The sequence below is a fragment of the Streptomyces sp. NPDC051310 genome (genome assembly GCF_044455245.1).
GTDB lineage: Bacteria > Actinomycetota > Actinomycetes > Streptomycetales > Streptomycetaceae > Streptomyces.
Window position 1 is genome coordinate 174,752 of record NZ_JBITEO010000009.1, and the last position, 13,439, is coordinate 188,190.

General features: G+C 74.5%; 13 protein-coding genes. 10 read left to right on the forward strand and 3 right to left on the reverse strand.

The features are described from left to right. Window positions 1-9: 9 nt before the first annotated feature. The 3 genes from hmgA (at window position 10) to ACIA79_RS15695 (ending at window position 3,407) form a co-directional block, all read left to right on the forward strand. Window positions 10-1,326, forward strand: coding sequence for a homogentisate 1,2-dioxygenase (gene hmgA / locus ACIA79_RS15685; RefSeq protein WP_399428889.1), 1,317 nt, complete (start codon window positions 10-12; stop codon window positions 1,324-1,326). A gap of 47 nt (window positions 1,327-1,373) precedes the next feature. Then, a complete protein-coding gene (locus ACIA79_RS15690; protein ID WP_399428789.1) occupies window positions 1,374-2,135 on the forward strand; it encodes a GntR family transcriptional regulator in 762 nt (253 codons plus the stop codon). Window positions 2,136-2,210: 75 nt separating this feature from the next. Next, window positions 2,211-3,407, forward strand: coding sequence for a type ISP restriction/modification enzyme (locus tag ACIA79_RS15695; RefSeq protein WP_399428790.1), 1,197 nt, complete (start codon window positions 2,211-2,213; stop codon window positions 3,405-3,407). A gap of 22 nt (window positions 3,408-3,429) precedes the next feature. Here ACIA79_RS15695 and ACIA79_RS15700 read toward each other — a convergent pair whose 3' ends face one another. Next, window positions 3,430-4,137 (reverse strand): TetR/AcrR family transcriptional regulator, encoded by a 708-nt coding sequence (locus ACIA79_RS15700; protein WP_399428791.1) that lies wholly within the window; start codon window positions 4,135-4,137, stop codon window positions 3,430-3,432. A 63-nt stretch (window positions 4,138-4,200) separates the two neighbouring features. Here ACIA79_RS15700 and ACIA79_RS15705 point away from each other — a divergent pair, with 63 nt between their 5' ends. From ACIA79_RS15705 to ACIA79_RS15715, 3 genes are read left to right on the forward strand one after another with little or no spacing between them, the layout of a single operon-like run. Then, entirely contained in the window at window positions 4,201-5,139 is a 939-nt protein-coding gene (locus ACIA79_RS15705; RefSeq protein ID WP_399428792.1) for an ATP-binding cassette domain-containing protein, read from the forward strand. Then, a complete protein-coding gene (locus tag ACIA79_RS15710) occupies window positions 5,136-5,918 on the forward strand; it encodes an ABC transporter permease (protein ID WP_399428793.1) in 783 nt (260 codons plus the stop codon). Before ACIA79_RS15705 ends, ACIA79_RS15710 begins: the two co-directional genes overlap by 4 nt. A 33-nt stretch (window positions 5,919-5,951) precedes the next feature. Continuing rightward, a complete protein-coding gene (locus ACIA79_RS15715; protein ID WP_399428794.1) occupies window positions 5,952-7,148 on the forward strand; it encodes a CaiB/BaiF CoA transferase family protein in 1,197 nt (398 codons plus the stop codon). A 303-nt stretch (window positions 7,149-7,451) separates the two neighbouring features. Here the strand turns inward: ACIA79_RS15715 and ACIA79_RS15720 are convergent, their stop codons facing one another. Continuing rightward, window positions 7,452-7,715, reverse strand: coding sequence for a hypothetical protein (locus tag ACIA79_RS15720; protein ID WP_399428795.1), 264 nt, complete (start codon window positions 7,713-7,715; stop codon window positions 7,452-7,454). A gap of 223 nt (window positions 7,716-7,938) precedes the next feature. Here ACIA79_RS15720 and ACIA79_RS15725 point away from each other — a divergent pair, with 223 nt between their 5' ends. Beyond that, entirely contained in the window at window positions 7,939-9,552 is a 1,614-nt protein-coding gene (locus ACIA79_RS15725) for a protein kinase (protein WP_399428796.1), read from the forward strand. Here the strand turns inward: ACIA79_RS15725 and ACIA79_RS15730 are convergent. Continuing rightward, a complete protein-coding gene (locus ACIA79_RS15730; RefSeq protein ID WP_399428797.1) occupies window positions 9,536-10,342 on the reverse strand; it encodes an SGNH/GDSL hydrolase family protein in 807 nt (268 codons plus the stop codon). The two genes, ACIA79_RS15725 and ACIA79_RS15730, sit on opposite strands and share 17 nt — an antisense overlap. A 332-nt stretch (window positions 10,343-10,674) precedes the next feature. Here ACIA79_RS15730 and ACIA79_RS15735 point away from each other — a divergent pair, with 332 nt between their 5' ends. The 3 genes from ACIA79_RS15735 to ACIA79_RS15745 all read left to right on the forward strand — a co-directional run bounded on the left by ACIA79_RS15735 (window position 10,675) and on the right by ACIA79_RS15745 (window position 13,374). Further along, on the forward strand, window positions 10,675-10,902 hold the full coding sequence (locus tag ACIA79_RS15735) for a hypothetical protein (protein WP_399428798.1): 228 nt from the start codon (window positions 10,675-10,677) through the stop codon (window positions 10,900-10,902). A gap of 547 nt (window positions 10,903-11,449) precedes the next feature. Then, window positions 11,450-12,283, forward strand: coding sequence for a glycosyltransferase family 2 protein (locus ACIA79_RS15740; RefSeq protein WP_399428799.1), 834 nt, complete (start codon window positions 11,450-11,452; stop codon window positions 12,281-12,283). Next, entirely contained in the window at window positions 12,280-13,374 is a 1,095-nt protein-coding gene (locus ACIA79_RS15745) for a glycosyltransferase family 2 protein (RefSeq protein ID WP_399428800.1), read from the forward strand. The genes ACIA79_RS15740 and ACIA79_RS15745 overlap by 4 nt, the downstream gene beginning before the upstream one ends. Window positions 13,375-13,439: the final 65 nt, after the last annotated feature.

Here is a 13,439-nt window from a genome sequence, read left to right on the forward strand (position 1 = left end):
TCGATGACGATGAACGACACCGAACAGGCGCGGAAGCTCGCCGAGGGCCTGGAGTACTCCTCGGGCTTCGGCAACGAGCACAGCTCCGAGGCCGTGCCCGGCGCCCTGCCGCTCGGCCGGAACTCCCCCCAGCGGGCCCCGCTCGGCCTGTACGCCGAGCAGCTCAGCGGCTCCGCCTTCACCGAGCCGCGCGCCCACAACCGCCGCTCGTGGCTCTACCGGATCCGCCCTTCGGCCGCGCACCCGCCCTTCGTGCGCACCGACAACGGCGCCCTGCGGACCGCGCCCTTCACCGAGACCGTCCCCGACCCGAACCGGCTGCGCTGGAACCCGCTCCCGGACCCGGCGCCCGGCACGGACTGGCTGGCCGGCCTGTGGACCCTGGGCGGCAACGGCGACGCCGCGCAGCGCACCGGCATGGCCGTGCACCTCTACCACGCCGACACCTCCATGGAGCGGGTCTTCAGCGACGCCGACGGCGAGCTGCTGATCGTCCCCGAGCGGGGCGGCCTGCTGCTCCGCACCGAGCTGGGCATCCTCGCCGCCCGCCCCGGCGAGGTGGCGCTGATCCCGCGCGGCGTGCGCTTCCGCGTGGAGCTGCTGGACGAGACCGCGCGCGGCTACGTGTGCGAGAACTACGGCCAGCCGTTCCAGCTGCCCGACCTCGGCCCGATCGGCGCCAACGGCCTGGCCAACCCGCGGGACTTCCGGGCGCCGGTCGCCGCGTACGAGGACGTCGAGGGCGAGGTGGAGGTGGTCAACAAGTACTGCGGCAACCTGTGGACCGCGACGTACGGCCACTCCCCGCTGGACGTCGTCGCCTGGCACGGCAACCACGTCCCGTACGTCTACGACCTGCGCACCTTCAACGTCATCGGGACCATCTCGTACGACCACCCCGACCCGTCGATCTTCACCGTGCTCACCTCCCCGTCCGACACACCCGGCCTCGCGGGCGTCGACTTCGTCGTCTTCGCGCCGCGCTGGCTGGTCGGCGAGGACACCTTCCGGCCGCCGTACTTCCACCGCAACGTGATGAGCGAGTACATGGGCCTGATCGAGGGCGCGTACGACGCCAAGGCCGAGGGCTTCGTCCCCGGGGGCGGCTCGCTGCACAACATGATGTCGGCGCACGGCCCGGACCGTGAGACCTTCGACAAGGCGAGCGCCGCCGAGCTGAAGCCGCAGAAGATCGACGACGGACTGGCCTTCATGTTCGAGACGCGGTGGCCGCTGACGACGACCGCCCAGGCGGCGAACGCCGACCACCTGCAGCGCGCGTACGACGACGTGTGGCAGGGTCTTGAGCGCCACTTCCGGCCATAGGCCCGCCGCCCGCCGGGCCGCACTCGTCGCAGTCGTACGGAGTTGCCGTGACCGCCTTCGCCCCCGACTCGCTGGTCCTGAACCGCAAGCTGCCGCTCTGGTACCAGGTCTCGCAGTCCCTGCGCGCCTCCATACTCGGACGGGCGCCGGACGCGTCGCTGCGCCTGCCCACCGAGGAGCAGCTGGCCGCGCACTACGGCGTGAGCGTGCTGACCATGCGGCAGGCGCTCAAGGAGCTGGAGGCCGAGGGCCTGATCAGCCGGCACCGGCGGCGCGGCACGTTCATCGAGCCGGGCGCCCGGCGCTCCACCCCGCGCCGGCTGCTCGGCTCGATCGACGCGATCGTGGCCCAGCAGTCGGGTGAGCGGACGACGATTCTCGGCCACGGGACGGCGGCGGTGCCCGGCGGGCTCCCGGCGGAGCTCGCCGAGCACTTCCCGGACGTGGCGGAGGTCGTCACGTACCGGCGGCTGCGCTGCGACGGCGAGAGCGGTGAGCCCACCAACTGGGCGGAGAACGCCGTCCGCCCGGACGTCGCGGCCGGCATCGACCTCGCCGACCTGGAGCGGTGGCCGATGACGAAGGTCCTCCGCGACACGGTCGGGGTGCGGATCAGCCGCATCACCGACACCGTGGAGGCCCGGCTGGCCGACCCCGAGACGGCCGAGCTCCTGCAGGTCCCACTGCTGTCGCCGATCCTGCACTACACGGGCGTGACGTACGGCGAGGACGGCCGGGTGGTGGACGTGGCGCGGATCCGCTACCGCGGCGACCGGTTCTCCTTCACCGTCACGGTGGAGGCGGACTGACCCCCCTGGGGGGGGTGTCTTGCCGATCACGCCGGGCTCGCGACGCCCGGCGTGATCGGACCGACACCCCCTAGCATGCGGCGGGTGACGGATGACGTGCTCCTCGACGACGTGATGCCGTGGTCGGTGGCGCCGCTGCGGCCGGGGCGGGCCTGGGTCGTCGCCCCGGACGCGGCGACGCTGCGCGCCCGCTGGGACGCGCTGGTGCGGGCCGGCCGGGACGAGCGGGAGGCGCTGTTCCGTCCCAGCCGGGCGCGGACGCTGTCGAGTTCGGTCCCCGCGCTGCCCGGGCAGCGCACCGGGACGGCCCGGCTGGCGCGGGAGGCGGGGCCGTGCCCGGAGCCGGTGCGGCTGGCGCACGGGCCGTTCGACGAGCAGTGGCTGCTGCCCGACCACCGGCTGCTGGACGCGGCGAGGCCGGAGCTGTGGCGGGTGGCCGACGAGCGGCAGCTGTTCGCCGTCGAGCAGGGGTACGTCCCGCAGGCGCCGGGGCCCGCGCTGCTGGTGTCGGCCGTGCTGCCCGACGGGCGCTCCCCCGCGGGCCGCCCGGGCCGCATCCGGCCGCTGTACCGGCGCCCCGGCGGCCGGGAGCCGAACGTGGCACCGGGACTGCCCGAGGTGCTGAGCGGGCGGTACGGCACCGAGGTCACCGCCGAGGACGTGCTGGCGTGGGCGCTGGCCGCCGCCCGCCCCTCCCCCGCCGGGTGCGTCGTCCCGCTGCCCGCCGACCCGCTCGTCTGGGCGTCGGGCGTGGCGCTGGGCCGCCGCATGACGGCGGTGCAGGTGCGCGGCGCCCGGGGCGGCGAGCGCCCCCGGCTGCCCGGCGGGCGGCGGCCCTACGTGCGTGCCGCGCTGCCGCCGCACCCGCGGACGCTGGCGTACGACGCGGCCGGGGAGGTCCTCCTGGTGGGTGACACGGGCCGGGTGGCGCCCGTACCGGCCGAGGCGTGGGACTACCGCGTGGGCGGGATCCGGATGCTGGAGCTGTGGTTCGAGCGGCGCACCTCCCCCGCCGAGCCGGGCACCCTGGAGGCGATCGGACGGGCCGCCTGGCCCCAGGGGTGGACGTCCGAGCTGCTGGAGCTGATCACGGTGCTGGCGCTCCAGGCCCGGCTGGAGTCCGAACGGCCCGCCCTGTCCGGGGCCGGGACGATCACCGCCGCCGAGCTGCGCGCGGCCGGCGTGCTCCCCGTGCCCGGCGCGGCCCGCCGGCCCGCTTCCGTCCTGGACCGGGAGGAGGAGGGGCCGGAGGGCCAGCTGGCCCTGCTGTAGCGGGCTCGGCCGCAGGAGCGGCTCAGCCGAAGGAGTCCAGTACCCGCCGGAGCGTGCGCTCGAAGACCTCGTCGGCGTCGATGGCCGCCGGTGCCTGCGCGAGGACCTCCGCGAGCCGCGGGTACGCTCCGCTCGCCAGCTCCCGCGTCAGGTACGCGGCGCGCACCGCCTGTTCCTGCTCCTGCGACCACGGCAGCGAGCGGCTGCGCTCGGCCATGGCCAGCTCGTTGGCGACCACGGCCATGACCGTTCCGTTGACCGCCCCGATCACCTCCATCCTGGTGCCGCCCGGCACCTCCAGCGGAGCCAGGCAGGCCAGGCAGAACTCCAGGTAGCGCAGGGCGTTGGGGCTGAAGCCGTACACGGTCGACATCACCCGGGTCAGCCAGGGGTGGCGGTACATGATGCCGCGGGTCTGGCGCGCCAGGGCCAGCATGTCGGCCTTCCAGTCGCCGCTCGGCCGGTCCGGCAGTTCGTACTCGCCGCTGACCGCGTCGACCATCAGCTCGTACAGGTCGGCCTTGCAGGTCACGTAGTTGTAGAGCGACATCGTGCCGCAGCCCAGCTCGGTCGCCACGCGCCGCATCGAGACGGCGTCGATGCCCTCGGCGTCGGCGATCCGCACCCCCGCCGCCGCGATGTCGGCGCGGCGGTACGCGGGCCTGGGGCCCCGGCCCGTGCGCTCGGGGCGCGCCCAGATCACTTCCGGTTCGGCCGCTCGGCCCGCCATGGATCATCACCTCGCCCCCCATCGTAGTTACGTACACCGTACGTAGTGCGGTACGGTGCCGCCATGACTTCTACGTACGCTGTACTTAGTGAGGGCCTGGAGAAGCGGTACGGGGACGTGCACGCCCTGCGCGGGCTCGATCTCGCCGTCCCCGAGGGAACGGTGTGCGGGGTGCTCGGTCCGAACGGTGCCGGCAAGACCACCGCCGTACGGGTCCTGACCACGCTCACCACCCCCGACGCCGGCAGCGCCCGGGTCGCCGGACACGACGTGGTGCGCGACCCCGCCTCCGTACGCCGCCGCATCGGCGTCACCGGCCAGTACGCCTCCGTCGACGGCGACCTCACCGGCCGCGAGAACCTGCGGCTGTTCGCCCGCCTGCTGCGCGCCCCGCGCGCCCGCGCCGACGAACTGCTGGAGCGGTTCGGGCTCGTGGCGGCCGCGGGTCGCCCGGCCAGGACCTACTCCGGCGGCATGCGGCGCCGCCTGGACCTGGCCGCCAGCCTGCTCGTGCCGCCCACGGTGCTCTTCCTCGACGAGCCGACGACCGGCCTGGACCCGCACAGCCGGAACGCCGTATGGGACGCCGTACGGGGGCTGGCGTCCCAGGGCACCACCGTGCTGCTCACCACCCAGTACCTGGAGGAGGCGGACCAGCTCGCCGACGACATCGTCCTCGTCGACGAAGGACGGGCGGCGCACAGCGGCACACCGGCCCAGCTCAAGGCCATGATCGGCAGCTACGCCGAGGTCGTCGTCGCCGACCCGTCCGCCCTGGACGCGGCCGCTGCGGTGCTGGACCGGCTCACCGGCTCGCAGCCGGCCCTGGACGCCGATGCGCGCACCGCCGGGGCGGTCACGACGGACCGGACCCTCACGCTGCCCCGGCTCGTCCGCGCACTGGACGCGGCGGGCGTGCTGATCGTCGACGCCTCGCTGCGTCCGCCCACGCTCGACGAGGTCTTCCTCCGCCTCACCGCCCGACAGGGGCTCGCCGCATGAGCGCGGTCCTGCACGACGGCGCCGCCGTCCTCGGACGCCACCTCCGGCGCGTCCGGCACGCGCCGGCGCTGCTCGTCATGACGCAGACGATGCCGATCGTCTTCCTGCTCTTCTTCGGGTACGTCCTCGGCGGCGCGCTCGCCATGCCGGGCACCGAGTACCGCCCCTACCTGGTGCCGGGGCTGCTGGTCGCCACCGCCGCCAACGGCGTCATGACCGGCATGTTCGCCGCGGCACAGGACTCCCACCGGGGCGTGATGGACCGCTTCCGCTCGATGCCCGTGAGCCGGGCGGCCGTGCCGCTGGGGCAGGCCCTGGCCGACCTGCTGACCACGGCCGTGGGGCTGGTGCCGCTGATGCTGGTGGGGCTGGCGATGGGGTGGCGGATCGACGGCGGGGCGCCGGCCGCGGTGGGCGCCTTCGGGCTGCTGCTGCTGTTCCGGTTCGCCATGACGTGGGTGGGGATTCTGCTGGGCCTCGCCTCGCGCAGCGAGGAGGCGGCGGGCCAGCTCGGCAGCGCCACCTTCATGGTGCCGCTGCTGTCGAACGCGTACATCCCGACCGACGGCATGCCGGGCTGGCTGCGCACGGTCGCCGAGTGGAACCCGGTCTCGGCGGTGACGACCGCGCTGCGGGACCTGTTCGGCAACGCGCCCGTACCCGAGGGCGCGGCGTGGCCGGTGGCGCACCCGGTCGCGGGGGCGCTGTGCTGGTCGCTGGCACTGCTGGCGGTGTGCGTACCGCTGGCGGTGCGCAGGTACGCGGCACCCGGGGGGTGACAAAGGTGGTACGTACACGATAGGTACGGCTGCATGAGCACTCTGCCGCCGCCCCTGGAGGGCGTCACCGTCGTCGCCGTCGAGCAGGCCGTCTCCGCGCCCTTCGCCACCCGGCAGCTCGCCGACCTCGGGGCGCGGGTCATCAAGATCGAGCGCCCGGACGGCGGTGACTTCGCCCGCGGTTACGACACGGCGGCGGCAGGTCTGGCCTCCCACTTCGTGTGGTGCAACCGGGGCAAGGAGTCCGTCGCCCTGGACCTCAAGGACCCCCGCGGCCTGGAGCTGGCACGCCGGCTCGTGGCGGGCGCCGACGTCTTCGTGCAGAACCTGGCGCAGGGCGCGGCGGCGCGGCTCGGCCTGGACGCGGCGACGCTCTGCGCCGCCGACCCCAGGCTGATCGCGGTGGACATCTCCGGGTACGGGGCCGGCGGCCCGTACGCGCACAAGCGGGCGTACGACATGCTCGTGCAGTGCGAGGCGGGGCTGGTGTCGGTGACCGGGACGCCGGAGCAGCCGGTCAAGGCGGGGATCCCGGCAGCCGACATCGCGGCGGCGATGTACGCGTTCTCCGGAGTGCTGGCGGCGCTCGTGCGGCGGGCGGCGACGGGGCGCGGCGGACCGGTGGAGATCTCCATGCTGGAGTCGCTCGCGGAGTGGATGGGGCATCCGCTGCACCACGGGATGCACGGGGGCGAGGCCCCGGCGCGCACGGGGGTCGCGCACGCCGTCATCGCGCCCTACGACGCCTACCCGACGGCCGACGGGGGCCAGGTGCTGCTGTCGGTGCAGAACGACCGCGAGTGGCGCCGGCTGGCCGAGCAGGTGCTGGGGCGGCCGGAGCTGGGCGACGATCCGGCCTTCGCGACGAACACCGCCCGCGTGGCGCACCGCGGGAAGACGGACGCGGTGGTGGCGGAGGCACTGGCCCGGCTGGGCACGGCGGAGGCCGTCGAGCGCCTGGAGGCGGCGGGTATCGCGTGCGCCCGGCTGAACACGGTGGCGGACGTGGCGGCCCACCCGCAGCTCGCCGCGCGGGAGCGGTGGCGGGAGGTGGACACGGCGGTGGGGCCCCTGCGGGCGATGCTGCCGCCGATCACGCTGCCCGGCGGGGCGGAGCCCCGGATGGGGGCGGTGCCGGCCCTCGGCGAGCACACGGAGGCGGTCCTCGACGAGCTGGGCGTCCCGGCCGGGCTGCGCGCGGAGCTGCGCCGGGCGGGCGTGACCGCCTGACACGACGCACCGGCCCCGGCGGCCGCCCCTCGGCGGTCCGCCGGCCCCGCTCCGGCCGGATCCGGCGGCCCACCGGGCCGGAGGGACGTTTCACCGCGGCCGGCGGAGCGGACCGGCGCGCAGGCACGCGCGTTCGGCACGATGGACCCCGTCGGGGCCGGCCGGGCCGCGGCGTCGTACGGCGGCGCACCTGAGGACTGCTGGCTGTGCGCCGTGTCACCGGGGACGCGGGTGGGTTCCGGGAGCGTGCGGGCGGGCCGGGCGCACGGAGCCGTCAGGGCCGGGAGGGCCCTGCGCCCGGGGTCAGCCGTGGTTGCCGAACAGCGAGCGCCGCAGACGGCGCAGCGGAGCGAAGAGCCGCACACGCGCACTCTTGCTCATACGGGTGTGCGCGACATCACGCGTCGTCAGTTCCCGCATGAGCAGCGTCGCCTCGGCCGCCTCACGCTGCGGGACGGCCGGGCCGCCGAGCACCGAGAGGTGGCGGTCGAGCCGCGAACTGGTCGCGCTGCTCCCGCAGGTGATCGCGGGCACACGTGCCCTGCTGCGCACTGTTATCTGATCCATGTCACTCCCCACCCGTACGAAGTCACCCGGCCCGGGCAGGTTAACCCTATCTCCCCGGCCTCACACTCGTGTATCCCGGTGAACGTGATTCACCACCCACGTACGGGTGTTGACGATTACTCTCCGAATACATCTGATTCCAGGGCGAGTTGGACACGTTCCCCGCCGCCCCCACTTCGGCTAGCTTGGAAGGGTTTCCGCCACACCGTCTGAAGGGGGCGCTGTGACCGAAAGGCCCGGTGGGGAACGGCTGGTGGCGGGGCGTTACCGATTGCTGGACCCGCTGGGCGAGGGCGGGATGGGGGTCGTGTGGCGCGCCCGTGACGAGGTGCTGGGCCGCGAGGTGGCCGTCAAGGAGGTGCGCGCGCCGGCCGGTCTTGCCGCGGCGGACGAGCAGCGCCTGTACGCGCGGCTGGAGCGGGAGGCATGGGCGGCCGCCCGGGTTTCGCACCGCAATGTGGTCACGGTCTACGACGTGGCCACCGAGGGCGGCCGGCCGTGGATCGTGATGGAGCTGGTCCGCGGGGTGACCCTGTCGGACGCGCTCGACGCCGAGGGCCCGGTGCCGCCCCGGCGGGCCGCGCACATCGGGGCGGAGGTGCTGGCGGCCCTGCGCGCGGCGCACGGGGCGGGGGTGCTGCACCGGGACGTCAAGCCGGGCAACGTACTGCTGGCCAACGACGGCCGGGTGGTGCTGACGGACTTCGGCGTCGCGGCGGTGGAGGGCACCTCCCCCCTCACCATGACGGGCGAACTGATCGGCTCGCCCGAGTTCCTTGCGCCCGAGCGCGCGTTGGGGCGGACGCCCGGTCCCGCCTCCGACCTGTGGTCGCTCGGCGTCCTGCTGTACGCGGCGGTCGAGGGCAACTCCCCCTTCCGCCGGAACACCCCGCTGAGCACCCTGCGCGCCGCGGTGGACGAGGAGCTGCCGCCGCCGCGCCGGGCCGGGCCGCTGGCCCCGGTGATCGAAGGGCTGCTGCGCAAGGACCCGGCCGAGCGGCTCTCCGCCGACGAGGCGGCACACCGGCTGCGGGTCGTCGGCGCGGGCGGCGGCGCGCGTACCGGCCCGGTCGCGGCGTCGGACACGTCCGCGGCCACGGTCGCGGCGTTCCCGCCGGAGGGCACGGCGGGCCCCGCGGGACCGCGGGCTTCCGGCTCGACGGTTCCGGCGGCGCAGCAGTCGCGGCGCGCGGTCGCCGTCCTCGTGGCGGGGGCGGCCTTCCTGCTGCTGGCGGTCGGCGGCCTCGTGTACGGACTGCTGCGCGAACAGGACCCGGGCGGCACCGGGGGCGGCGGCGCGGCGGGGGGTGCGGGCGCGCCGGGGAGCACCGGCCCCACCGGTACGGCGCCGGCGCAGACGTCACCGGATGCGTCCGCCTCCGCCGGCACGCCCTCGGAGCCGGCTCCGTCCACCGCGACGCGCACTCCCCCGCCGCACCGGACGGTCCTGGTCCACGTCCGGGCGGAGCGCGGTGACCACAGCGGGACGTGCCCGCCGCCGGCCGGGCGCGCTCCGGCCTTCACCGGCACCATCACGGTGGGGCGCACCCCCGTCTCCGTCGGCTACCGCTGGGTGGGCGAGAGCCACGAGGAGTCCGGATCGGCGTGGCGGACGCTGGAGTTCGGCGCCGGCGAGCACACGGAGCAGCAGGTCGGGCACACCGTGGCGGCGACGCACGGCGAGGGCGGGACGTACCGCGACCGGGTCCGGCTGGAGGTCCGGAGCCCGGTCGCGGCACGGTCGAACTGGGTGGGGTTCTCGGTCACGTGCGACGACGGGAGCCCGACGGGCGGCCCGCCGTCGTCGCCCGGTCACACGGTCACGCCGTCGCCCTGAAGACGGGCAGGTAGCCACCGGACTGGCCGGCGGCGGTGGGGTGGTAGGACTCGCCGATGTTGAGCCAGTTCACGCTGTGCAGCCAGGAGGCGCCCGAGCAGATCTCGTGGCCGGTGAAGGCCGCGGCGACGTCCGCGTAGGCGAAGCCGTGGTCGGCCGCGCGTTTGGCGGTGGCGGCGTTGAGGTGGTCGGCGCCGCCGTTGATGGCGCGGCGTTCGTTCTCGGTGAGGCCGGCGACGCAGCTGCCGCCCAGTTTGTAGAAGCGCGGGTAGCCGAGGACGACGACCCGGGCCGATGGCGCCTTGCTCCTGATGGCCGTGTACACGGTGTCGAGGCGGGCGGGCAGGGTGCTGTCGACGTACCGCTTGGCCTCCTCGACCCGCGCGATGCAGGTGGCTTCGGACTGCAGGACGCAGGTGGTCATCACGTCGGCGAACCCGGCGTCGTTGCCGCCGACGGTGAGGGAGACGAGGTCGGTGGCGGAGGAGAGGGGGCCCAGCTGGTTGGCCGTCACGTCGTTCGTACGGGCGCCTGAGCAGGCGGTGAAGGCGAACGAGGAGGGGGAGTTGGCGGCCGCCCACAAGGCGGGGTAGGCGCGGGGGGTGCGCTTGCAGTTGCCGCTCGCACTGTCGTAGTTCCCGGCTCCGACTCCGGAGGAGTAGGAGTCGCCGAGGGCCACGTAGTCGACGGCCGCCGACGAAGCGGCCTGCGCCGCGCCCGCCCCGGTCAGGGCGAGGACGGCGCTCAGGAGGAGTGAGGAGGATAATGCCGCGGCTCGGGACAGTTTCATGGAACCTCCCTGTGAGCAGGATTTCTGCCTGAATTGTTCGTAGCAGCGTGGGGTGTCCATGCCAAGACTTGCGGGTAACTTGCGGCTGATCCCGGGAAGTCCGGTCGGCGCCACGGCGACTGACGGCCCGTCGGGCCGTTGTGGCCGCGGCCCCGCGGGGAGCCGGGCCCGCGTCACCGCGAGGACACCTCGGCCGTGCCGGGCGTGAGGTGCCGCGGCGACGCGCTGCACGTGCTCGCGGGCGCGGCGGCCGCCGTCGCGGGCACGGGTGCCGTACTGGCGCTGAGCGGCTCGACACGCCGCTGCGCGCGCCGTTCGGCCTCTTCTTCCTGGTGGCCGCACCGGCGGCGGGCCTCGCCGCGGCGCTGCACCGGCTGGAGCCGGCGACCCGCACGGTCCTCGCCGTGGCGGGCGCGGTCGCGGTGGACGTGCTCGTCGCCGCGGTGATGGCGGCGCTGCACATGTGGTCCGTACGGGGCGCGGTGGCGGCCGTCGCCGCCCTCTCCGTACTGCTCGGGGCGGTTTCCGGCGTGCGGCGCGCGAAAGGGCCCCGCACCTGAACGCAGAAGGGCGCGACGGAAGGATCTCCTTCTGTTTTTCCGGCGCATGATCGGGAATTCGGCCGGAACCGGGTGACCCTTCCCCTGCGTCTTTCGCCAAAGATCGAAGAAATGCGATCGGGATGGGCCAAAGAAGCAAAAAGGTGACCCAGGGCCCAGGTCTTGCCATACAGTCGCATTTATCAATACCGTCGTACATCACCCGCATCGGTCCCGCGTATGCCGGCTCAGGGGAGGGCCAGAGGCCGCGAGGGACACGGGCGGGGCGCGGTAGGGGGTTTCTTCCGCACCAGGCCGGTCCGACGAGCGTGCACGGTGTGCGCCCGCAGGTCCGGCAGGTCACCGGACGAGACCCTCCCGAGGGGGGTGCCGTGCACGGTGCGTATCTGTGCCGAGGCGTGTCCGCGTGCGGCCGGCAATATCAGCTCACCCCATTCCGTACGGAGATCCATTCCGTCATGACCGGGGTGAGACCCCCCCTTTCGAACCGGAAACTCATCGGGACCGCCCGGGGCGGGCGGTCCACCGGACGAGAGGGAACCGACTCATGAGCGACTCCGCCGTCGCGTCAGCCGAGTCCGGCCGGCGTGCACCGAGCCGAATATCCGCCCGCTACCGGGCGATCACGTCGCACCTGGCCATCGCGCCGCCGGTGAGCGTGGTCATTCCCGCCATGAACGAGGCGGAGAACCTTCCGTACGTCTTCAAGACCCTGCCCGACTGGATCCACGAGGTCGTGCTGGTCGACGGCAACTCCACCGACGCCACCGTCGACGTCGCCCGCGAGCTGCGGCCGGACGTCAAGGTCGTCAAGCAGGTCGGCAGGGGCAAGGGGGACGCCCTGATCAGCGGCTTCGCCGCCTGCACCGGCGACATCATCGTGATGGTCGACGCGGACGGCTCCGCGGACGGGCAGGAGATCGTCAGTTACGTCTCCGCGCTGGTCGGCGGCGCCGACTTCGCCAAGGGCTCCCGCTTCGCCAACGGCGGCGGCACGGACGACATGACCTTCGTCCGCCGCCTCGGCAACCGCGCCCTGTGCGCCATCGTCAACGCCAAGTTCGGCGCCCGCTACACCGACCTCTGCTACGGCTACAACGCCTTCTGGCGCCACTGCCTCGACAGGATCACCCTGGACTGCACCGGCTTCGAGATCGAGACGCTGATCAACATCCGGGTCGTCAAGGCGGGCCTGCGGGTCCAGGAGGTGCCCAGCCACGAATACCTGCGCATCCACGGCGTCAGCAACCTCAACGCCCTGCGCGACGGCATCCGCGTCCTGAGGGTGATCCTCCGCGAGAAGGGCGTCCGGGGCGCCGCGCGCCGCCGCACGGCCGACTTCTCGGTCGGCGTGCCGCGCGGAGAGGTGGCCGGACCGTGAGCGGTCGCCGGTTCTCCGTGGTGATCTGCGCGTACACCGAGGACCGCTGGGAGGACATCCTCGCGGCGGTCGGATCGGTGCGCCGGCAGTCCCGGCCGGCCCTGGAGACGCTGCTCGTGGTCGACCACAACGCGGCGCTGCTGGAGCGGCTCGGCCGGGAGTACGCGGACGCCGGGGAGGAGGTGCGGGTGCTCGCGAACGCGGGCCCCCGCGGCCTCTCGGCCGGCCGCAACACCGGCATCGCGGCGGCCCGCGGCGACATCGTCGCCTTCCTCGACGACGACGCCGTCGCCGAGCGGGACTGGCTGCGCCGCTTCGACGAGGCGTACGGCGACCCGCGCGTGGTGGCGGTCGGCGGCCGGACCGTGCCCGCCTGGGCGTCGGGCCGGCGCCCGGCCTGGTTCCCCGAGGAGTTCGACTGGGTCGTCGGCTGCACGTACCGGGGGCTCCCGCCGGGTCGGGTCCGCGTCCGCAACGTCCTGGGCGGCAACGCCTCCTTCCGGCGGACCGCCTTCGACGCGGCGGGCGGCTTCGCCACCGGCATCGGGCGGGACGGCGGCAAGCGGCCGCTGGGCTGCGAGGAGACCGAGCTGTGCATCCGGCTCGGCCAGGCCCTGCCGGACGCGGTCCTGCTCATCGACGACCGCGCGGTCATCCACCACAAGGTCCCGGCCGCCCGCGCGACGTACCGCTACTTCCGCGCCCGGGTCTGGGCCGAGGGCCTGTCCAAGGCGCTCGTGGCCCGCAGCGTGGGCGCGGACAAGGGCCTGGAGACCGAACGGCACTACACCTCGCGGGTGCTGCCCGCCGGAGTGGCGCGCGGCGTACGGGACTTCGTGCTCGGCCGGCCGGGCGGCGCGGGACGGGCGGGCGCGATCGTCACCGGTGTGGCGGTGGCGGCGGGCGGCTACCTCCGGGGGACGTGGCAGTTTCGCCGCCGCGGCGGCACGGCCTTCGCGGGCGGCCCGATCGGCGGCGCCCCCGCGGCGGACGGGCCGCCCGGAGGGGCTCCTGCGGACCGCGGACCGGCCGCGCAGGCACCCGCCGACGACGTACCGGCCGCGCAGGCGCCCACGGGAGTGGTGCCGTGAGCGCTTCCGGGTCCTGCTCGTGCTCCGTGCCCGGCGTGCCCGCCGCACCCGCCGTGCCGATCCTG